The sequence below is a fragment of the Streptomyces sp. NPDC040589 genome (assembly GCF_055594445.1).
The window spans coordinates 45,500-65,700 of record NZ_JBVIWP010000007.1 but is presented as its reverse complement, the minus strand read 5'-3'; the positions used below and the strand labels follow the sequence as shown (position 1 = coordinate 65,700).

16 protein-coding genes are annotated in these 20,201 nt (G+C 72.0%); 9 read left to right on the top strand and 7 right to left on the bottom strand.

The genetic code is table 11. The features are described 5' to 3' along the window. Positions 1 to 5: 5 nt before the first annotated feature. A complete protein-coding gene (locus tag ACZ58V_RS28435; protein WP_382825760.1) occupies positions 6 to 1,064 on the bottom strand; it encodes a LacI family DNA-binding transcriptional regulator in 1,059 nt (352 codons plus the stop codon). A 170-nt stretch (positions 1,065 to 1,234) separates the two neighbouring features. Next, positions 1,235 to 2,146, bottom strand: coding sequence for a homocysteine S-methyltransferase (gene mmuM / locus ACZ58V_RS28430; protein WP_468199139.1), 912 nt, complete (start codon positions 2,144 to 2,146; stop codon positions 1,235 to 1,237). A gap of 128 nt (positions 2,147 to 2,274) precedes the next feature. Here mmuM and ACZ58V_RS28425 point away from each other — a divergent pair, with 128 nt between their 5' ends. The 3 genes from ACZ58V_RS28425 to ACZ58V_RS28415 are packed head-to-tail and all read left to right on the top strand — an operon-like array spanning position 2,275 to position 5,625. Then, the gene (locus ACZ58V_RS28425) at positions 2,275 to 3,648 is read left to right on the top strand and encodes an amino acid permease (protein WP_468199136.1); all 1,374 of its coding nucleotides are present in this window, start codon (positions 2,275 to 2,277) and stop codon (positions 3,646 to 3,648) included. Positions 3,649 to 3,657: 9 nt separating this feature from the next. After that, positions 3,658 to 4,773, top strand: coding sequence for an aminoglycoside phosphotransferase (locus tag ACZ58V_RS28420; protein WP_468199134.1), 1,116 nt, complete (start codon positions 3,658 to 3,660; stop codon positions 4,771 to 4,773). Positions 4,774 to 4,797: 24 nt separating this feature from the next. Then, positions 4,798 to 5,625, top strand: coding sequence for an MOSC domain-containing protein (locus ACZ58V_RS28415; RefSeq protein WP_468199132.1), 828 nt, complete (start codon positions 4,798 to 4,800; stop codon positions 5,623 to 5,625). A gap of 3 nt (positions 5,626 to 5,628) precedes the next feature. Here ACZ58V_RS28415 and ACZ58V_RS28410 read toward each other — a convergent pair whose 3' ends face one another. Further along, complete coding sequence (locus ACZ58V_RS28410; RefSeq protein ID WP_471293383.1) at positions 5,629 to 7,737, bottom strand: autotransporter-associated beta strand repeat-containing protein; 2,109 nt, start codon at positions 7,735 to 7,737, stop codon at positions 5,629 to 5,631. Between the two features lie 107 nt (positions 7,738 to 7,844). Here ACZ58V_RS28410 and ACZ58V_RS28405 point away from each other — a divergent pair, with 107 nt between their 5' ends. The 3 genes from ACZ58V_RS28405 to ACZ58V_RS28395 all read left to right on the top strand — a co-directional run bounded on the left by ACZ58V_RS28405 (position 7,845) and on the right by ACZ58V_RS28395 (position 11,541). Next, a complete protein-coding gene (locus tag ACZ58V_RS28405; RefSeq protein WP_468199127.1) occupies positions 7,845 to 8,903 on the top strand; it encodes a hypothetical protein in 1,059 nt (352 codons plus the stop codon). Positions 8,904 to 9,029: 126 nt separating this feature from the next. Beyond that, the gene (locus ACZ58V_RS28400; RefSeq protein ID WP_468199125.1) at positions 9,030 to 10,127 is read left to right on the top strand and encodes a glycoside hydrolase family 43 protein; all 1,098 of its coding nucleotides are present in this window, start codon (positions 9,030 to 9,032) and stop codon (positions 10,125 to 10,127) included. 1 nt (position 10,128) lies between these two features. Further along, positions 10,129 to 11,541: an RICIN domain-containing protein gene (locus tag ACZ58V_RS28395; protein WP_471293380.1), complete on the top strand. Its 1,413-nt coding sequence runs from the start codon at positions 10,129 to 10,131 to the stop codon at positions 11,539 to 11,541. 15 nt (positions 11,542 to 11,556) lie between these two features. Here ACZ58V_RS28395 and ACZ58V_RS28390 read toward each other — a convergent pair whose 3' ends face one another. Continuing rightward, positions 11,557 to 13,221, bottom strand: coding sequence for a rhamnogalacturonan lyase B N-terminal domain-containing protein (locus tag ACZ58V_RS28390; protein ID WP_471293378.1), 1,665 nt, complete (start codon positions 13,219 to 13,221; stop codon positions 11,557 to 11,559). A gap of 188 nt (positions 13,222 to 13,409) precedes the next feature. Between ACZ58V_RS28390 and ACZ58V_RS28385 the strand changes: the two genes are divergently transcribed. Both ACZ58V_RS28385 and ACZ58V_RS28380 read left to right on the top strand, forming a co-directional pair. Then, positions 13,410 to 14,438, top strand: a complete 1,029-nt coding sequence (locus ACZ58V_RS28385; RefSeq protein WP_468199118.1) for a rhamnogalacturonan acetylesterase — start codon at positions 13,410 to 13,412, stop codon at positions 14,436 to 14,438. 100 nt (positions 14,439 to 14,538) lie between these two features. After that, on the top strand, positions 14,539 to 16,242 hold the full coding sequence (locus ACZ58V_RS28380) for a DUF2264 domain-containing protein (RefSeq protein ID WP_471293375.1): 1,704 nt from the start codon (positions 14,539 to 14,541) through the stop codon (positions 16,240 to 16,242). Here ACZ58V_RS28380 and ACZ58V_RS28375 read toward each other — a convergent pair. Further along, positions 16,232 to 17,632 carry a hypothetical protein gene (locus ACZ58V_RS28375; RefSeq protein WP_471293373.1) on the bottom strand — a complete coding sequence of 467 codons (1,401 nt, stop codon included), beginning with the start codon at positions 17,630 to 17,632 and terminating at the stop codon, positions 16,232 to 16,234. The two genes, ACZ58V_RS28380 and ACZ58V_RS28375, sit on opposite strands and share 11 nt — an antisense overlap. Positions 17,633 to 17,727: 95 nt before the next feature. Between ACZ58V_RS28375 and ACZ58V_RS28370 the strand changes: the two genes are divergently transcribed. Next, the gene (locus ACZ58V_RS28370; RefSeq protein ID WP_468199113.1) at positions 17,728 to 18,483 is read left to right on the top strand and encodes an isocitrate lyase/PEP mutase family protein; all 756 of its coding nucleotides are present in this window, start codon (positions 17,728 to 17,730) and stop codon (positions 18,481 to 18,483) included. Here ACZ58V_RS28370 and ACZ58V_RS28365 read toward each other — a convergent pair. Both ACZ58V_RS28365 and ACZ58V_RS28360 read right to left on the bottom strand, forming a co-directional pair. After that, positions 18,480 to 19,454, bottom strand: coding sequence for an aminoglycoside phosphotransferase/kinase family protein (locus ACZ58V_RS28365; protein WP_471293370.1), 975 nt, complete (start codon positions 19,452 to 19,454; stop codon positions 18,480 to 18,482). The genes ACZ58V_RS28370 and ACZ58V_RS28365 overlap by 4 nt on opposite strands. Next, positions 19,447 to 20,037, bottom strand: coding sequence for a TetR/AcrR family transcriptional regulator (locus ACZ58V_RS28360; RefSeq protein ID WP_468199109.1), 591 nt, complete (start codon positions 20,035 to 20,037; stop codon positions 19,447 to 19,449). The genes ACZ58V_RS28365 and ACZ58V_RS28360 overlap by 8 nt, the downstream gene beginning before the upstream one ends. Positions 20,038 to 20,201 lie beyond the last annotated feature (164 nt).

Below are 20,201 nucleotides of genomic sequence, written 5' to 3'. Positions count from 1 at the left end.
GGGAGTCACCGGGCCGGGGGCGGGCCCACCGAGTCCCGTACCACCACGTGCGTGCCCAGCAACAGGTGCTCGTCCGCGGCGCCCGGGGTGTGTTCGAGGGCCGTGCGGACGGCGAGACGGCCCAGTTCCTCGTAGGGGACGTGGACCGTCGTCAGGGCGGGGTGCAGATCGCGGGCGAAGGGAATGTCGTCGTAGCCGGCGAGGGAGACATCGCCCGGGACGGACAGGCCCGCCTCGTGCAGGGCGGTGAGGGCGCCCGCCGCGACCATGTCGGTGGCGGCCACGACGGCCGTGAAGCCGAGGTCGTCCTCGAGCGCCTGCCGCATGAGGCGGTGGCCCGCGTCGCGCGTGAAGTCGCCGTGCAGGACGAGGGACTCGTCGGGGGTGAGGCCGCGGGCCCGGTGGGCGGCGAGGTAGCCGCGTTCGCGGCCCAGGGCCGTGGTGTGGTCCGCCCGGCCGCCGAGGAACAGCACCCGGCGGTGCCCCTGGGCGAGCACATGGGCGACCAGGGTGTAGGCGCCGCCCTCGTTGTCGTACTCGATGACCGTCACCGGGGCACCGGGGTCCAGCGGTGGCCGGCCGCACAGGACCAGGCGGGAACCGGCCGAGGCGAGGGAGTCCGCCATGCGATGGGTGCGTTCGCGGTACTCGGGGGTGTCGGCGCTGCCGCCGACCAGGATCACCGCGGCGGCCCGCTGGGCGCGCATCATCTCGACGAACTCCAGCTCGTGCCGGACATCGCCCTCCGTACTGCACACCAGGCAGAGATGGCCGAGCCGGGTCGCCTCGCGTTCCACGCCGTGGGCCATGTGCGCGAACGACGGGCCGGTGATGTCCTCCAGCACGAAGGCGAGGGTGGGCGTGCCGACACCCGCGATCGCCTTCGCCCGCGCGTCGGCCACATAGTCCAGGTCACGGACCGCCCGCATCACGCTTCCGCGCGTCGCCGCGCTCACCGGGTACACGCCGCCCAGCACCCGGGACACCGTCGACGCCGAGACGCCCGCGCGCAGCGCCACGTCCCGGATGGTGCTGCGGCTCGCGTCCCCGCTCTTCCTCGTCATGCCTGCCTCGTCTCTCCCGGGCACCGGCCCGCACCCGCCCCCTCGGGAGCTGCGGCAACGCCATGGCAACCGGTTCCCATGGACGGAGGCTAGCAGTGGCCGGGAGAGGGGAGGAGGGTCGTGCACGGACCGGCGGCGGGTGTTCGCCCCAAGCCCGGTGCCGTCGTGCGCTACGCCGCCCCGAGCGTCCCCGCGATCCCCGAGATCGCCTCCGGCCCCACCCGGCAGCACCCGCCGATCAGCCGGGCCCCTGCCTGCTGCCAGCCCGTCACCTGGCCGGCGGTGAACCTGGAGCGTCCGGTCCAGGCGCGGGCCTCGGCGTCCCAGGTCTCACCGCTGTTGGGGTAGACGACGACCGGCTTGCCGGTGACCCGTGCCGCGGTCGAGGCGGCGGCGTCCACGTCCTCGGGCGCGCAGCAGTTCACGCCGACCGCGATGACCTCGTCCACGTCGGCGGCCAGGGCGAAGGCCTCCTCCAGCGACTGCCCGGCATGCGTGCGGCCACCGGCGACGGAATAGGTCAGCCAGGCCGGCACTCCGAGCCCGCGCACCGCCCGCAGCAGCGCCGCGGCCTCGTCGGCGTCGGGGACCGTCTCCAGGGCGAGGACGTCCGGGCGGGCCGCCGCCAGCACCTCCAGACGCGGGCGGTGGAAACGCTCCAGTTCGTCGACCGTGAGCCCGTAGCGGCCCCGGTACTCCGAGCCGTCCGCGAGCATCGCCCCGTAGGGGCCCGCCGAGGCCGCCACCCACAGGGGCCGGGAGGCGCGTGCACGGCGGGCCGCCTCCCGCGCCAGCTCCACGCTGAGCGTCATGAGTTCGGCCGCCCGGTCGTGGTCGATCCCGCGCTTCTCGAAGCCCTCGAACGTGGCCTGGTAGCTGGAGGTGATCGCCACGTCCGCGCCCGCCCGGAAGTAGGCCAGGTGCGCCTCGGTGATCGCCTCCGGCTGTTCGGCGAGCAGCCGCGCCGACCACAGCTCGTCGCTCAGGTCGTGCCCGGCCGATTCGAGTTGGTTGGACATGCCGCCGTCGAGGACGACCGTTCCGGCGGCGAGGGCTTCGGCGAGGGTGATGGTGCTCGTCATAGGCACGACGGTAGTCGAGATCCGGCGGCGGACCCCAGCCGATTGTGTCCAGTACATGAACAGGTCGACCACCATATGGGATGGCGGTTACGATCAGGACCCTCCCCCTCCGCTTGTCAGGAACCCTCATGACCGTCCCCAGCCCCACCGAGGCCGCCGAGCCGGCCGCCGCGGCGGCCCCCGCTCCCCGCCGCACCTTCGGCCTCGCCGCCGCCACGGCCCTCGTCATGGGCAACATCATCGGCGGCGGAATCTTCGCGCTGCCGGCCACCGTCGCCCCCTACGGCACGGTCAGCCTGCTCGCCTTCCTCGTGCTCTCGGTCGGAGCCGTGCTGCTCGCGCTGCTCTTCGGCAAGCTGGCCCGGCGCAGCCCGGTCACCGGCGGTCTCTACGTCTATCCGCGCGACGCGTTCGGCGAGTTCGCCGGGTTCCTGTCGGCCTGGTCGTACTGGACGATGTGCTGGGTCAGCATCGCCGCCCTGGCCGTCGCGGTCGTCGGCTACGTCGACGTCCTCATACCCCTGCACGGCAACCACGCCCTGCAGGCCGCCGTCGCCATGGCCGCCCTGTGGCTGCCCGCCGCCGCGAACTTCGCGGGCACGCGGTGGGTCGGCACGGTGCAGGTCGTCTCGACGATCCTGAAGTTCGTACCGCTGCTCCTGCTCGCCACGATCGGCCTGTTCTTCGTCGACGCGGACAACTTCGGCCCGTTCAACGCCTCCGGCCAGAGCGTCTCGGGGGCGCTGGCCGCATCCGCCGCGCTGCTGCTGTACAGCTTCCTCGGGGTCGAGTCGGCCGCCGTCAGCGCGGGCGAGGTCCGCGACCCGGAGCGCACGGTCGGCCGGGCGAGCGTCCTGGGCACACTGGCCTCGGCCCTGGTCTACATCCTCGGCACGATCGCCGTCTTCGGCCTGGTCCCGCACGACCGGCTCGTGGACTCCGGCGCCCCGTTCGCCGACGCCGTCAACGCCATCACCGGCAGCTCCTGGGGCGGCACCGCCATCGCCCTGGTCGCCGTCGCCTCGATCACCGGCTGCCTCAACGGCTGGATCCTCATGGCCGCGCAGATGCCGTACGCCGCCGCCCGCGACGGTCTCTTCCCGGCGCCGTTCGCGAAGCTCGGCAAGGGCGGCGTCCCCGGCTTCGGGGTGTGGGCCTGCGCGGTCCTCGGCACGCTCCTCATCGCTCTCAACTACACGGCCGGCCCGGACACCACCTTCCGTGTCCTCGTCCTGATCACCACGTTCACCGGCTGCGTGCCGTATCTGCTCTCGGCGGCGGCCCAGCTGTACTGGCTGGCCCAGGGCTCCCGGGACCGCGTCCGCCCCGCAGGCCTCACCCGCGACCTGATCGTCGCGGCCCTCTCCTTCGGCTTCTCCTTCTGGCTGATCGCGGGCGCCGGGTACGCGGCCGTCTACCAGGGCGTGCTGTTCCTGTTCGCCGGGATTCCGGTGTACGTGTGGCTGCGCGGACGCAAGGACACGGCGGAGGCGTCGGCATAGCATCGGGGGATGCCCGAGGTCGCTGTCGCTGATGCCGAAGTTCGTGAGGTCCTGGGAGTCCCGGCCGGGAGGGCGGTGTTCGAACCGCTCGCGCACAACCCGCACAACGGCGTCACGGCCGGAGTGTGGCGGGTCACCGGCGGCGACCGTTCGGCCGTTCTGAAGGTGCTGACGCGGACGAAGGAGACCAGCGTCGCCTGGGCGGCGTCGAACGACCCGCGCCACTGGAACTTCTGGCGCCGCGAGGAGTACGTCTACCGGTCCGGGCTCGCCCAGGTCTGGCAGCGGCACGGCATCCGCGCGCCCCGATCGCTGGCGTGCGTGGAACGCCCCGACGGCGATGTGGCGCTGTGGCTGGAGGACGTACCCGGCGCACCCGCGACGGCCTGGCCGCTCGACCGGCACGTCGAACACGCCCACCGGCTCGGCGCCGGGCAGGGTGCGGTGGGAGCGGGGGAGGACCACCCGTGGCTGTCGCGGCACTTCCTGCGCGACTACACGGCCGACCGGACGACGGGCCAGGAGCTGCTCGACGACGACGAGGCCTGGCGACACCCCCTGGTCCGGGAGCACTTCCCGGCGGGTCTGCGCGCGGACATGGTCCGTCTCCACCACGACCGCGAGTGGTTCCTCACGGTCATGGAGTCTCTGCCCCGCGCCTTCTCCCACCTCGACCAGTGGCCTGCCAACGTCCGCTCCGACGGCCGCGACAGCGTCCTGTTCGACTGGGCGTTCGCCGGCGACGGCGCGCTCGGCGAGGACCTCGGCAACTACCTCCCCGACTCCGTCTTCGACCTGTTCGTCCCCGCCGCCGACCTCCCCGGCCTGGCCAAGGCGGCCTACGACGCCTATGTGCACGGCCTGCGCGAGAGCGGCTGGCACGGCGACGAACGCCTCGTACGGCTCGGCGTGTGCGCCTCAGCGGTGAAGTACGACTGGCTCACCGCGCTGATGCTGGCCCGGGCCGACGACGAGCAGACGGACTACGGCGGTGCGGGCACCGTCCCCGCCGCACTCCGCTACCGCGAACGCGGCCTGACCCTCGCCTTCCTCGCCGACTGGGCGGCCGAGGCACGGCTGCTCGCTCCCCTGCTCGGCTTTCCCGAGGCGCCCAGCGGACGCTGAACCGCGGAACGGAAACGGAAGACCATGGCCCGAGTCGTCGAGTTGTCGTACTACCCCGTCAAGGGATGCGCCGGGATATCGGCACGCGAGGCGCTGCTGACCCCCGCGGGACTGGCACACGACCGCAGCTTCATGGTCGTCAGCGAGGAGGGCGTGTACCGAACGCAGCGCCGGGACCCCCGCCTTGCCCTCATCCGGCCCGCCCTCACCGCCGGCGGCGGGCGACTCACACTCCGGGCACCGGGATGGGAAGCCCTGCACCTGAGCGTGGACACCTCCGGCACCCGGCAGAAGGTGGACCTGTTCGGGGACGCCTTCCAGGGCATCGACCAGGGCGACGCGGCAGCCGCCTGGCTCTCGGACGTGCTCGGCGCCCGGAGCCGGCTCGTGCGCGTACCGCCGGAGCACGACCGGATGACCGACGGCATGACACCGGGCACCTCCGGCTACGCCGACAGCTGCGCCCTGCACGTCATCTCCCGCTCCACCCTCGACCTGCTCAACCGGAAACTGACCGAGCGCGGCACCCGCCCACTGCCCATGGACCGCTTCCGCCCCAACCTCGTCATCGACGGCTGGGACGCCCCCCACACCGAGGACCGCGCCCACCGCATCCGCATCGCCGACACCGAACTGGGCTACGCGAAACTCGCCATCCGCTGCGCTGTCACCATGGTCGACCAGCACTCCGGAACCAGGGCGGGCCCGGAACCCCTGCGCACCCTCGCCGCCTACCGACGCGCGTCCCAGGGCGGCATCGCCTTCGGCACCAAGTACGCGGTGCTCCGGCCGGGCAAGGTCTCGGTCGGCGACGAAGCGGCCGTCACGTCGTGGGGCGAGTCCGAGGTGTGAGCCTCACTGCCGCGCGCGGCCCGCATGACGCCCGCCGCCCCTGCGGCCCCGGCCCCGTCGCGCCGCCATGGGTACGGCGAGGCTGACCACGAGGGCCAGGCCGAGTGCGTAGGGCCACCAGCCGAAGCCGATGTTCTCCGACGCGCCGGCGCCGCGGGGCGTCACCGTGCCGGATGCGGGCGAGCCGGACGCGGTGGGGGACGGGCTCGGGGTGGCGGCGGCCGCTGTCAGGGCGATGTCGTTGCCGTCGCCGGCGCGGTAGCTGATGCGGTAGGTGGTGCCGGCCAGTCTCAGGCGGGCGCCCTCCTTCAGGCCGGTGAAGGTTCCCGAGGGCTTGGAGCGGCCCTTGTTGTCGAGCACGGGGATGACGCGGGCGGGCCGGCTCCCGGTGGCCGACACGTCGAGATCTCCGGACAGGCGTACCGCGCCCGTCACCCTCAGCGGCTTGTCCCGCAGGAGCAGGGAGCCTTTCGCGCCCTGTGTGTAGGGGCCGTTGACGGTGAGGCCGCTCGTGACGGTGCCTTCGTTGGTGACCGCGCCGGTGACCGTGCCCTTGCCGGTGAGGGTGGTCGTCATGTGCAGGCCCGCCCGGCCCGTGTCCAGCCGGGCACCGGCCGAGGGGAGCCGGATCGCCTTGCTGTGTGTGAGGGTGGCGCCTCGGCGCAGGGCCAGTGTTCCCCTGGAGACCGTGGTCGTCCCGGTGTACGTCACCGCGCCGCCCGTCAGTGTCGTCGTGGCCGCGCCCGACTGTGTGAGCGAGCCGCTGCCGCCGATGCGGGACAGGGTGAGGGGCCTGTCCGTGTTGCGCAGGACGAGCGAGCCGTTGTTGACGACCTTGGCGAGGGCGCCCCGCGTGTACAGGCCGCCGTCGCCGCCCCGCTTTCCGCTGCCCAGGCGGAGCACCGCGCCCTTCTCGACCGTCGTGGAGCCGTCGTAGTACTGGACGGCCGCGAAGGTCACGTCGTTGCCGGGGGTTCCGGCGATGACGATGTCGCCGGCGCCGGGGGCGGAGAGCGTGTCGTGGAACCGGCCGCCACCGATGGGGGCGCCGAGCGTCACCGGGCCGTTGTAGTCGAAGGTGAGCTTCGAACGCTCACGGGCCGCGAGGAGGTTGATGTACACGGTTTCCGCGGTGCCCGGCATGAAGATCTTGTGCGTGGTGCCGTCGCCCCACCGGACGTTCGCGCCCTTGATGTTGGTGCCGCGCTTGTTGACGTTCTTGCGGGCCGGCGTCCAGTTCAGGGCGGGGTCGCTGAGCGAGGGGTCGGTGTCGCCGCCCTGGTCCGACCAGCTGTACTGCCCGGCCAGGACGACCGTGCCGCCCGGCCGCGACTGGACGTTGATGTCGCTGCCGTACTCGCGCTGGTAGAAGTCCATGCCCATGGTGACGGTCCTGCCCAGCGGGGTGTCGACCGTCCAGGTGCCCTGGTTGAGGACCTTGCGCACACGCGGCAGCGAGGTCGCGTACTCCGGCCGGCCGGCGTTCGCCTGCGTGCCGTTGTCGATCACCCCGGAGAAGGAGTGGGTCCCCGAGAGGTCCCAGGTGCCCCAGAGGAAGCGCGGCTGGGTGATCAGCCCGGACCCGCTGAGCGTGCCGAGGTTGTAGGCGCTCTTCAGGGCGAGCCGCAGGGTGCCGTCGACCCGGATGTTGTCCTGGTTGAGCCGGAACGCCGGGGTGTCGTACGGGAAGTGGCCGATGAGCCCGGTCGTGCCGCCGTCGCCGTACTGGAGGGTCGCCCCGCGCTCGACGGTGATCGCGGGCGGGTCGGGGCGGGTCACGGTCACATACGGGTGGTTGCCGCCGAGTGTCCGCACCGTCTGCCGCTGCCGGGAGCGGGGCAGCGTGAAGTCGCTGTCCCTGGTGAGGATCAGCGTCCCGCCGCCGCGCACCGTGAGCGTGCCCTCACCCCGGAACACGCCGTCGTACGTCGTCGTCCCGGGCGGCACGGTGACGGCCGTGTCGCCGGTGAGCGTCACGTCCCGGCCGGCGAGCACGGCGGCCGTGACGTCCCGGGGACCGGCGGCCGCCGCCGGGGGAGCGGTGACGAGTGACGCGACCGCCGCGAGGACGCCGACGGCCGCTGCTGTGGTGTGGGTGGTGAGGCTGCGCACGTGATCGGAGACGGGGGTGGCGGGCGCCGATAACAGAAAATGGGTTGGCGACCCGCTGCCGCGCCGCGATACTCCCCTGATCAGGGGGAGAACAAGGGGGAGGCCGCGTGGCCGTGTTCGGGTGCGCGCGGTGCGGCGTGGAGCTGACCGCGCCCGTGTCGCGTGTGGCGCTTCCCGACCACGCCCGTCAGACCTTCGGCCATGAGCTGCTCCCCGCCCTGATGGAATCGGGCACCTACGCCGTCGAACCCGAACCCTCCGGACCGCCCTGGCGGCAGTGGAGCGAGGTCGGGACACAGGAGGCGGTGGCCCGGGGCGTGTTCGCGCCCCTACCCGCGCTGTCCTTCGGGCCGCCGGGCGCGGTCGTCGTCGCGCCCGGCGATGTGCGCGGCACCGTTCTCATCCCTGAGCGATGCGAGGGCTACTGCCTGGGGCTGGACGGGAGCAGTGGCCCCAACCTGGCCTGCGCCCGGTGCGGACAGGCCGTCGCGACACGCGTCGACGACTGCACGCTCTGGCAGGCGGTGTGGCTCGACCCGGACGCGGTTCACCCCCTCACCGCCGACGCACCCGCTCTCCCGGCGGACTGGGCGGCGCTGGGCCGGGAGTGCGAGGCCATCCCGCCCGTCGAGCAGGGCGGGTGGTGGGATCCCCGTTGGGAGGCGGCCCTCGGGTCGGCCCTAGCCCGCCTGCTGGCCGCCTCGGCGGGCACACCGGTGAGCGTTCCCGACGGACTCCTCGCCGAGACGCTGGGCCGTGCGCTTGACCTGCTGCTCCCGCCGGGGCGCTCACCGAGAAAGACGGCCGCCCTCGCCGGACCGGGCCTGCGCGTCCCCGACCCCGCGGAAATCGTCCTTGTCCCCCGCCACCCGCGGACCGGCGAGGTGTGGCAGGCACCGCCCGGTGCCGCGCACACTGTTCCGCTGCCCGCCGACGTGTGGCTCCACCTTGCGCTCCAGCCCGCGCAGTTGCCCACGCCCACGACCGGTGGCCTGCCCGACGGAGTCGAGCGCGACGATCCCTTGCCGCTGCGGCCGGGGCGGCTGTTCCGGCCGGATCCGCGCATCCTCCTCCACACACTGGCCCGGTTGCCCGCCGTCCGTGAGCCATGGCTGCGCGCGATCTACGACCGTGTGGACAAGTACCCGTACAGCCGTCCCTTCTGAGACGCGGCAGTCTTCGTCCCGTCAGACCCGTTGACCTCCCCGTGACACACCCTTACCTTTTCGGCGTTCGTAATGACAGATGGTGTTCGAAATATCAGGCAAAGCCAGTGAGAGGCAGCCCCCCGCATGAGCCGCGACCGCGACCACGCTCTGCCCGAACCCCCCAGCCGCAGACTGCTGTTGAAGGGTGCCGCAGCCGCCGGCGCCCTGGCCGCCGTGCCCGCCGTCCCCGGCGTGGCCCAGGCGGCCGCCCCGGCCAGGCACCCCAAGCCGGCCCCCTTCGTGAACCCGCTCGTCCCCAACCGGGCCGACCCGCACATCCACCGGCACAAGGACGGCTTCTACTACTTCACCGCCACCGCCCCCGAGTACGACCGCATCATCCTGCGCCGCTCCCGCACCCTGAACGGCCTGGGCACGGCCGCCGAGTCCGTCATCTGGCGCGCCCACCCCACCGGGAACATGGGCGCGCACATCTGGGCGCCCGAACTGCACCGCATCGGCGGCAGGTGGTACATCTACTTCGCCTCCGCGCCCGCCGAGGACGTCTGGGCGATCCGCATCTGGGTGCTGGAGAACGCCCACCCCAACCCCTTCAAGGGCACCTGGGTGGAGAAGGGCCAGGTCAAGACGGCCTGGGAGACCTTCTCCCTGGACGCCACCACCTTCACCCACCGGGGCTCCCGCTATCTGGCCTGGGCGCAGCACGAGCCCGGCATGGACAACAACACCGGCATCTTCCTCTCCGAGATGGCGAACCCCTGGACCCTGAAGGGCCCGCAGGTGCGGCTCTCCACCCCGGAGTACGACTGGGAGCGCATCGGCTACAAGGTCAACGAGGGCCCGTACGTCCTCAAGCGCAACGGCCGCCTCTTCATGACCTACTCGGCCAGCGCCACCGACTTCAACTACTGCGTGGGCCTGCTGACCGCCGACGCCGACAGCCACCTCCTGGACCCCATCAGCTGGTCCAAGTCGCCGACCCCGGTCTTCACCAGCAACGACACGACCAAGCAGTACGGCCCCGGCCACAACTGCTTCACGGTCGCCGAGGACGGCCGCACCGACGTCCTCGTCTACCACGCCCGCCAGTACAAGGAGATCAACGGCGACCCGCTGAACGACCCCAACCGCCACACCCGTATCCAGAAGCTCGGCTGGAAGCCGGACGGCACCCCGGACTTCGGCATCCCGGTCGCCGACGCCATAAAGGCGGGTGACTGAGATGAGACGTGCCTACGCCACCCTGCTCGCCCTGTGCCTGGCCCTGGCGGGCGCCCTCGCCACCGCCGGCCCCGCCCAGGCCGCGCCGCAGACGATCACCAACGGCACCCAGTTCAAGGACGTCTCCGGCAACCCCGTCCACGCGCACGGCGGCGGAGTCCTCAAGGTCGGCTCGTACTACTACTGGTTCGGCGAGCACCGCAACGCCGACAACACCTTCCGGTACGTCGACGCCTACCGCTCGACCGATCTGAAGAACTGGGAGTTCCGCAACCACGTCCTGACCGAGGCGAGCGACCCGGAGCTCGCGACCGCCAACATCGAGCGGCCCAAGGTCATGTACAACGCGTCCACCGGCAAGTTCGTGATGTGGATGCACAAGGAGAACGGCACCGACTACAGCGAGGCCCGCGCCGCCGTCGCCGTCTCCGACACCGTCGACGGGAACTACACCTGGAAGGGCAGCTTCCGGCCGCTCGGCCAGCACATGTCCCGTGACATCACGGTCTTCGTCGACACCGACGGCGCCGGCTACATGATCTCCGCCGCCCGCGAGAACTACGACCTCCAGATCTACCGCCTCACGGCCGACTACACCGGCGTCGCGAGCCTGGTCGCCAACCCCTGGCCCGGCGGCCACCGCGAGGCTCCGGCCCTGTTCAAGCGGAACGGCGTGTACTTCATGCTGACCTCGGGCGCCACGGGCTGGAACCCCAACCAGCAGCAGTACGCCACGGCCACGAGCATCGGCGGACCCTGGTCGGCCATGAAGAACATCGGCGACTCGACGACCTACGGCTCGCAGACGGCGTTCGTCGTGCCCGTGCAGGGCGGTTCGGGGACCTCGTACCTCTACCTCGGCGACCGCTGGGGCAACTCCTTCGGCGGGACCGTCAACGACTCGCGGTACGTGTGGCTGCCCCTGGCCTTCTCCAACTCGACCACGATGTCCATGTCCTGGTCGCCGGAGGTCACCATCGACACGGCCGCCGGGACCGTCACCGGCACCAGCGCCACCTACAACACCCTCATCGCCCGCCACTCCGCCAAGTGCGCGGACGTGACCAGCCAGTCGCTGTGGGCCGGTGCCCAGCTCAAGCAGTACGACTGCAACGGCGGCACCAACCAGAAGTACTGGTTCAAGTCCGTCGGCGGCGGCTTCTACCAGCTGGTGGTCCGCAACAGCTCCTTGTGCGTGCGGGAGAACGCGAGCACCGTCACGCAGGAGAACTGCGACGCTTCCGCGACGAGCCAGCAGTGGTCCCTGACCACCACCGGCTCGTACGTGAACGTCAAGTCGCGGGCCACCGGCGAGTGCCTGGACGTGAACGGCGCGTCCACCGCCAACTCCGCCGCGGTCATCACGTACACGTGCAACGGAGCGACCAACCAGCAGTGGACGCGCGGGACATGACAAGCCCCAGACTGTCTAGGCCAGCAGATCGATCGCGTCGATCGCCGTCCCGGCGCTGAGGAAGCCGGCCGCCCCCGACCCGCTCACCACGTCGATCCTGAGCACGTTGTACTGACTCGTGTCCGTCTTCCAGGCGGACGCCGGGACGCTGTACGTGAACGTGTGGTTGTTGCCGCGGTACGAACCGTTGGTCAGCGACCGGGTGTTCGGCTGGGTGGGCGGCGAGGGGACGGCCGAGGTCCAATTGTCGTTGACGGTGATCTGGGGCCGGCCGTTCGCGTACGCCGTCGTCACGCCGATGCGCAGGGTGTGCGCGGCGGCGGCCTGCGCGGCGGTCAGCCTGAAGTACACGAGCAGCCCGCTGTTGACGTCCTTCCAGAGGTAGCAGGGGAAGGCCGCCGTCTCACCGCCGCCGCCGATCACCACGTTCCCGGTCCAGGACGCGGCCCGTGCGTCCGACGGATGCGCGTACGTCATCAGGTCCGCGTTCTTGAACCCGCCCGGCGTGCCGTTCCAGTCCCCGATCCGCCAGATCACGCTCGCGTTGGCGGGGTCGTTGGAGGACGGCAGGGCGATCGTGTTCAGGGTGGTCGTCCCGCCCGCCGACACGCTCACCGACGTCGTGTACACCGCCAGCTCACCCTTGAAGACGGTCAGCGTGTACGTCCCCGGCAGCACGCCCGGGACGGAGAAGTAACCGTCCGAGGCGCGCGCCGAACCCCAGTACTGCGCGGCCGAGTTGGCCAGTCCGACCGTGTACGGGTACGCCGAGTTCCGGCCCGATATCCCGACGCCCGCCACCTTGCCCCGGCCGCTCGCCGGCACGTACCCGGAGATGCCGAGCGAGTCGGCCCACGGCGTGGTCAGCGTGCCTGGGAACAGCGCCGAGGAGGGAGCCCCGCCGTCCGTGAAGGCGATGACGTACGGGCCCTGGAGGCCGAAGCGCTGGGCCTCGGTCTGGTTCTGGCCGTAGTACAGGATCTCGTAGAGGCCGCCGCCGTCGGCGCTCTGGTGGCGCAGCAGGGAGCGGTAGAAGGGGCCGCCGGAGGCCTTCTCGTGGTTGCTGCGCACGACCCACAGGCCGACCCCGCCGGCGGACCAGCCCACGTAGTCGTAGTCCATGACGCGCCGCTTGGAGTAGTGCTTCGAGCGGGTCTGCCCGTCGGACTTCCGGAAGACGTCCGAGGCCTCGATGGCGGTCGGCGCGTAGGTGTACGAGTCGGGCTCGTCGTTGAGGAACGCGCCCTTCCTCACACGCACGATGTACCGGGTCGCGGAGACGGACGTGTCGGCCTTGTCGGTCCACAGGTAGACGTTGTTCTCGCCGCTGCGGGCCGCGTAGTAGTGCTTCAGCGTGCCGTGCGTGACGGAGACCAGGATCGTCGAGCCGGACTGCTTGATGCCGACGGTGGAGGCGCCGAGGCCGGACTCGATGTGCGAGTTCATGCCGCCGTAGCCCTGGTACTCCGTGCCCCGGTAGACCAGCGAGGTCAGGTCGCCGGTGGACTTGCTGACCTTGAAGACCAGCTGGGCGCCGGTGTCGACGACGTAGTTCGAGCCGTCGTCGCTGTAGCCGAAGGCGGCGGCGTGTGCCGCGCCGACGGTGAGGGCCGTCCCGGCCGCGGTGGCGGCGAGGACGAAGGTGCGGCGGCCGACCGGTCTGTTCGCGGATCCGGACATGGGGGCCTCCTCGGGAGGTGGGGGGAGTTCGGGTGGGAGTGAGGGTGACAGTTGAATCGATTTCGCGAAAGGGCTTTCGGTCATGTGAAGTTGTCCATCTCGTGAATGCTGCTCGGGGTCTAGAAAGCGCTTGTCAAGAGCGGTACGGTCCACCTCCAGGTCTTGTCGTCCGCTGGGAGGAGCCGCGAGTGAGACGTTTCAGCATCGCCGTCGTGGCGGCGATGGCCCTGGGCAGCGCGTTGCCGTCCGTACCGGCGCAGGCCCACACCGGCCTCGCACAGTGCGCCGCACACACCTGTCACTTCGATGTCCCCCCGGGCACGTACGACGTGCGGGTCGTACTCGGGGGAGAGTCCGCGTCCGCCACCAGCGTCGGCGGCGAGACCCGCCGCACCCTGCTCCCCGAGACGACCGCCCCGGCGGGCAAGCGCGTCACCCGCAGCTTCACCGTGAACGTCCGCACCCCCGAGGGCGAGCCCACCGGCCCCGAGGGAACCCCCGGCCTCGACCTGCGGATCGGCGGTTCCGCGCCCGCCCTCGCCGACATCAGGGTCACCCCCGCCCGGCACACCCGCCAGATCTTCCTCGTCGGCGACTCCACCGTCTGCGACCAGTCCGGCGACCCGTACTCCGGCTGGGGCCAGCAACTGCCCCAGTACCTCCGCGAGGGCGTGTCCGTCGCCAACTACGCCGATTCCGGCGAGAGTACGGTCTCGTATCTGGGGAACCCGCGACTGTGGGCCACCGTGCGGCCCCTGATCCGCCCCGGCGATCTGGTCCTGGTCCAGCTCGCCCACAACGACAAGACCACGGACGAGGCCACCTACCGGGCCAACCTGGAGACCCTGGTGGAAGGCGTCCGGGCGCGGGGCGGACAGCCGGTCCTTGTCACTCCCATCGTGCGACGCTGGTTCAACCCGGACGGCACGCTGAACAACGGAACCGCGCTCCTGGTCAACGGCCTCGGCGTCGACCACCCGGCGGTCACCCGCTCCGTCGCCGCCGCGCGGAACGTCCCGCTGATCGACCTCACCGCGAAGACGAAGGCGCTCGTGGAGTCCCTGGGCGTGGAGGGCTCGAAGGCGCTGTACCTCTACAACGAGGCGCGGGACAACACGCACACCTCCGTGCGCGGTGCCACGGCCTACGCGGGCCTGGTCCGCGACGAACTCGTCACCCGGCATCTGGTGCCGAAGGGCACAGTGCGGGTGGGATAGAGCCCCTGGGGCGCCCCGACCGGAACCGGGGCGCTCCAGGTCCGACCCGTTCCGGCCGATCCCAGCGTCTGAGCACGAACCCGCGCACGAAAGAGAACCGATGCACCTGCCTCCGGCCGACGGCACGACGTCCGCGTTCACCGGCTACACCCGCGCCCACTGGGAGGCGGCGGCCGACGCCCTGCTCACCGCCGTCCAGCCGTACGCGACCGAGGACCGTGCGCTGTACCACCTGCCCGGCGACCGGACCAGCTGGTCGGGCCGCCTCTCCGACGGCCTGGAGGGCTACGCCCGCACCCTGCTCCTGGCCGCCTTCCGCCGCGACGAGAAGGCCCTGGAGCGCTACGCCACCGGCCTCGCCGCCGGTGTCTCGGGCGTCTGGCCCCGCATCGAGGACCGCAGCCAGCCCCTGGTGGAGGCGGCGTCGATCGCGCTCGCCCTGCGCCTGACCCGGGACCTGCTGTGGGACCGGCTGGACGACGGCGTACGGCAGCGGACGGCCGCCTGGCTCGGCGACGCGCTCACCGCCGAGGCGTGGCCCTGCAACTGGGAGCTGTTCCCGGTCACGGTGGGCGGCTTCCTGGCCGAGATCGGCCACGAGCCGGACGCGTCCCGCGCGGCGATCGACCGCGGCCTGGAACGCATCGAGCGGTGGTACCTGGGCGACGGCTGGTACACCGACGGCGACGGCCGCAAGTTCGACTACTACAACGGCTGGGCGATGCACCTCTACCCGGTGCTGCACGCCTGGCTGGACGGGGACGAGCGCCTGCTGGACCTCTACGGCGACCGCCTCTCGCGGCACCTGACCGACTACGCCCGGCTGTTCGGCGGCGACGGCGCACCGATGCACCAGGGGCGTTCCCTGACGTACCGCTTCGCGACGACGGCCCCCCTGTGGCTGGGCGCGCTGACCGGCCGTACGCCCCTGCAGCCGGGGGAGACCCGGCGCCTGGCCTCGGGAGCGCTGCGGTACTTCCTCGACCGGGGCGCGGTGGACGACAGGGGCCTGTTGTCCCTGGGCTGGCACGGCCCCGACACGTCCGTCCTCCAGGGCTACTCGGGCCCGGCCTCCCCCTACTGGGCGAGCAAGGGCTTCCTCGGCCTGCTGCTCCCGGCGGACCACGAGGTGTGGACGGCGGCGGAGGAACCCGGCCCGGCCGAGCGCGCGGACGCCGTCACCCCCGTCGGCCCTCCCAACTGGCTGCTCCAGTCGACCCGTTCGGACGGCGTGGTGCGCCTCCACAACCACGGCAGCGAGGACGTCCGCTACGACCCGTACTACACGCGTCTGGCGTACTCGACGGTGACGGCCCCGTCCGCGTCGCCCGCATCGACCGCCCTGTGCGACAACAGCGTGATCGTCGGCGACGACCCGAGCCGCACCGGCATCGAACCGCTGGGCGTCGGCGAGGGCTGGGCGGCCTCACGGCACACGGCGGGCGGGGGAGCGCGGGTGACGAGTGCCGTGCTGGCGCGCGGGGCCGCGGAGGTACGGGCGCATCTGGTGACGGGGGCGGAGCCCGGGACGCCGGTCCGGGTGACCGGCTGGCCGACGGGGGAGGGCCTGCGGGCCGAACTCGTACCGGCGATCGGACTCACGGAATCCCTGACGGGCGTCGTGGGCGAGACCGCCACCCTGTTCGTCGCCCTGGCCCGGCTGACGGCCGAGCCGGACCCGGTCCCGCTGGAGGAGTTGGTCTCCGTCCGCGCGGACGACGACGCAGGACTGGAGGTCCGCTGGAGCGACGGCGGCGTGACACGGGTCCGGCTGACGGAGTCGGGCGTGGACGTCACGGCTTGAGACGGGCGACCTTCAGGGTCGTGGACGTCGGGGACGCACCGGTGAGCGGCTTCGCGTAGGAGGGCGTGGCCGGGGCGTACGCCCAGGTCAGTGTGCCGTCCGCGGACACCGCGATATCGCCCGTGATCCTGTCCTGGACGACCTTGGCCGCGCTCTGGAACTTGCCGTTCCAGTCGATGAGGCGCAGACGCGTGCCCGCGAAGGTGCCGGTGCAGGTGCCCTCCTTGCACGTCGCGTTCTTGACCGACTCCCAGGACAGCAGCAGCCGGTCCTTGCCGTACGGGGCGAGGTGGACGTTGACGTGTTCCACGCCCTTCGTCTCGGACAGGCGGATCGCCTTGCCGGGGCCGGAGTTGCGGTCCTTCAGGAACGCCACCGCCACCTGGTGCGTGCCCGTCTTCGGGCTGACCGTCCAGCCGCGGCCGCTCGCGTCGTCCGGGTTCTTCTCGGCGGAGGCGGCGCCCCGGGAGGCGAAGGCGGTGGCGTAGCGGCCGGTGGCCGACCTGACGAGGTCGCCGGTACGGCTCGGGAAGGTGCCGCCGCAGTAGCCCGCCCAGCACTGCTCGCGCTGTACGACCGGCGCGTTGTCCGGGGCGCCGATGCCGGTGGACACGAACAGGCCCGAGCGCCAGTCGTCGAAGCAGAGGGAGGTGAAGGCGCCGGTCTTCTCGGCGTGCAGCGCGATGCCCTCGTTGTGGCTGCACCCCCAGCTCCAGCCGCCGCTCAGCGCGGCGCCCTTGGCGCTGACGTACGCCAGCTTGTCGCCGAAGTGCCCGTCGGCCGCGCCGCCCGCGCCGTGCACGACGAAGTACGCGCCGTACTTGCCGCCGTTCCAGGTGAGCTGCCCGTCCAGCAGCGGGGCCGTGTCCTTGGACGCGGTGCCGGTGAGCTTCGTACGGAAGGTCTGCTTGCCGTTCCGGTAGCGGACCAGCGCCGCAGCCGTCTCCTTCCACTTGTTGCTGTCGGAGACGCGGGTGAGCAGCGCGAAGCCGTCGTTGTGCGCGACCAGGCCGCCGACCTCCTTGGCGCCCTTGACGACGCTGTCCGCGCCGGCCCGCTTTCCGGCGGTGGTCAGCGGGGTGACGTGGATGCCGTCCGCCGCGGGCCAGGCCACGCGGAGCGTGCCGTCGGGCGCGGCCGCCGTCGCCGTGCGGGTCCACTCGCGGGTGTTGTTGTAACCCGCCGACAGATAGGGGAAAGCGGCCGGCAGGCCGACGGCCGTGCTGGTGACCGCGAGGGCGGGGGTTGTCGCCGCACCGGCGGTCGCGTACCACGCCCCGGCCAGCAGACCGGCCGCCGCGAGCGCGCCGATCGCGGGCTTGCGGGCCGCTCGGACGCGGCGGTGGCGTGTGGTGCGGTGGGGCTGTGTTCCCGGTTGTGCTGATGTCATGGCCTGTGGTTGCCGTGGGGGCGGGGAAGGTTGCCACGGCACCCGGACGCCGTGCTTCGGTGTGCGCCGAAGTGAGCCGGTCCTAGCGTGGCGCCATGACTGCCTTCGCCGACCTCCACCACGAAGACGAGCCCCTCCTGCTGCCCAACGCCTGGGACCACGCCTCGGCCCGGGCCCTCGCCGGGCAGGGCTTCCGGGCCATCGCGACGACGAGCCTGGGCGTCGCCGCGGTCGCCGGACTGCCCGACGGTGTGGCGGCGACCCGTGAGGAGACGCTCCGGCTGGCCTTCGCCCTGGGATCCGAACCGTTCCAGTTGTCGGTCGACGCGGAGGGCGGCTTCAGCGACGACCCGGACGAGGTGGCGGAGTTCGCGCGCGAGCTGTACGCCGTGGGAGCGGTCGGCATCAACCTGGAGGACGGCCTCGGGCCCGTCGCCCGGCACGCGGCGAAGATCGCCGCGGTCAAGAAGGCGGCGCCCGCCCTCTTCGTCAACGCCCGCACGGACACCCACTGGCTCGGCGACGGCGACACCACGGACACACTCACCCGCCTCGACACCTACCGACAGGCGGGCGCGGACGGCGTGTTCGTCCCCGGCCTCACCGACCTACGCCGGATCGCCGCCCTGGTGCACCACGTGGACGTCCCCCTCAACGTCCTCTACTCGCCCGGCGGCCCGACCGTCGCCCACCTCGCCGACGTCGGCGTCCGCCGGATCAGCCTCGGCTCGCTGCTGTACCGGAGGGCGCTGGGCGCGGCGCTGGAGGCGGTGGCGGACATCCGGGCGGGGCGGCCGCCGAAGGGGGCGACACCGTCGTACGACGATGTGGCCCTGCCCCCGACCCGTTAGGTGTCGAGCGCGGCGACCAGCAGGGCGACGGCGGCCAGGTCCGGCACACCGCGCAGGAAGGCGACGGCCTGCCCGCCCGCGAACTCGCGTTGCGCATCGGTCACAGCGGGATCGACGGCCGTCTCGGCCTGCACATGGACGTAGTTGAGGGCCGTGGCGAAGAGCATCGAGAACGACTCCGGGCCGGTGATGACGGCCGGGCCCCCGGCACCGCGGTACGCCCGGGCCAGCCGCCGCGCGGATTCGATGTCCACCTCGTTGCCGCCCGACCAGACGTGGACGGCACGCGCGAACTCCCGTTCCGCCGAGACCGGCCCCGCGTTGTCCCAGTCGAGGAGCACCGGACCGTCCGGGCCGACCAGGACGTTCTGGGGCTGGAGGTCGAGGTGCGAGGTGACGAGGCCGCGTGCTTTGGACGGGGTGACCCAGTGGGCCAGCGGGGGAGCGGAGGTGGCGATGAAGCCGCCGAGCTCGCCCGCCCAGGGCAGGCCGGCGTCCCGCACCTTCTTGAGCACGTCCTCCCACTCGGCGTCGTCAGGACACCGCTCGTACCAGTCGTGCGGCGACTCGACGGCGCCCTCCCCGGCTTGGTGCAGCAGCGCCATGGTCCGGCCGAACCAGTCCAGGACGTCCGGGTCGCAGGCGTCCGCCGGGTTGCCGTCGACCCAGTCGTACAGCTTCACCCAGGAGCTGCCGCTCGGGGAGTCGAGGCGGGAGACGTGCGCGCCGTGCCGGCCGGCGTGGAGCCGGGGCGAGGCGATGCCGAGGCGTTCCGCGGAGTCCCTTAAGGCGGCCTCGCGTCGAACTTGGGCCTCGTCGCAGCCGAAGAGGAGCTCCTTCACGGCCCACGAGGAGCCGTTCCCGGAGAGCCTCCAGATCTGGCCCAGGGCGCCCCGGGTGACGGGCGTCATCGTCCAGGGCCCGGTGCCGAGCGAGTAGATCTCGGCTATGGAGTCGGCTGTGTCACGCATCGGGGATCCTCTCCTCGCGGGGCCAGTTCAGAAGCAGCGCGTGCAGGGCGTAGATGGCCCGGTCCCAGGACGCCTGTACGTCACGGGGCGCGCCGAAGGCACCGTTGGACTCCAGGGCGCAGTAGCCGTGGAAGGTGCTGCGCAGCAGGCGCACGGCGTCGGTGAGGTCGGGTTCCTCCAGGCCGTAGGCGCGGAGCATGCCGTAGGTGATGTCGGCCGTGCGGCGCATCGCGGGGGAGTCGGCGAGGAGGTCCTGGTCGACGGGGAACTGCGTCGCCGCGTACCGGCCGGGATGCTCGAGGGCGTAGGCCCGGTAGGCACCGGCGAAGGCGGCGAGCGTGTCCCGGCCGGCTTCCCGCCCTTCGACCGCCGCCGCGATCCGGTTGATCATCTCGCCGCCCGCGAGGAGGGCCATGCGGGTGCGCAGGTCCTTGAGGTTCCGGACGTGGGTGTACAGGCTGGCGTCCTTCACGCCGAAGCGCCGCGCCAGCGCGGACAGGGTGACACGCTCGAAGCCGGCCTCGTCGGCGAGGTCGGCTGCGGCCGCGACGAGGCGGTCGGGGGTGAGGCCGGCTCTGGGCATGGGGGTTCCGGAGGTTACCTCTCGAAGAGGGCCACGACGGTGCTGCCGCGTCGGTGTGAAGGTCCCACAGGCGCACGGTGATCGTAGCCTGAGGGCCAGCGGTTGCAGTGCCCATGACCAGGGCGGAAAATGAGAACAGGCCCTCGGCCGCCATCGCCGTCCCG